1 protein-coding gene is annotated in these 568 nt (G+C 61.4%); it reads left to right on the top strand.

Annotated features, from left to right (window positions below):
* Window positions 1–428 (top strand): tripartite tricarboxylate transporter permease (locus AC07O3_RS34505; protein ID WP_495341517.1); only part of this gene is annotated, 428 nt, incomplete at its 5' end.
* Between the last annotated feature and the right edge of the window lie 140 nt (window positions 429–568).

Below are 568 nucleotides of genomic sequence, written 5' to 3' on the forward strand. Positions count from 1 at the left end.
TCGCCTCGATGTGGATCGGCAACGCGATGCTGATCATCCTGAACCTGCCGCTGATCGGCATGTGGATCAAGCTGCTGTCGGTGCCGTACAAGTACCTGTTCCCCGCCATCGTGCTGTTCTGCGCGATCGGCGTGTACTCGACCAACAACAACACCTTCGACATCTGGATGGTGGGCATCTTCGGTCTGGTGGGCTACACCTTCTTCAAGCTGGGTTGCGAGCCTGCACCATTGCTGCTGGGCTTCATCCTCGGGCCGATGATGGAAGAGAACCTGCGCCGTTCGCTGCTGCTGTCGCGCGGCGACTGGAGCGTGTTCGTGACGCGTCCGATCTCGGCGAGCCTGCTGGCTGCTGCTGCGCTGCTGCTGATCATCGTGCTGCTGCCGGCTGTGAAGTCGAAGCGCGAAGAGGCCTTCGTCGAAGACTGACGGCGTTCTGCTCCCCTTCAAGACGGCGCCTTCGGGCGCCGTTTTCCATTTGTGCTGAGTGTTCGGGGTGCGTGCGAATGACACCGGGTACTCCCCTCCGCGAATGTCCCCCGGCCTTCGGCCTCCTCCTTTATTTCGCT

The sequence above is a fragment of the Variovorax sp. GW821-FHT09D05 genome, from assembly GCF_059416325.1.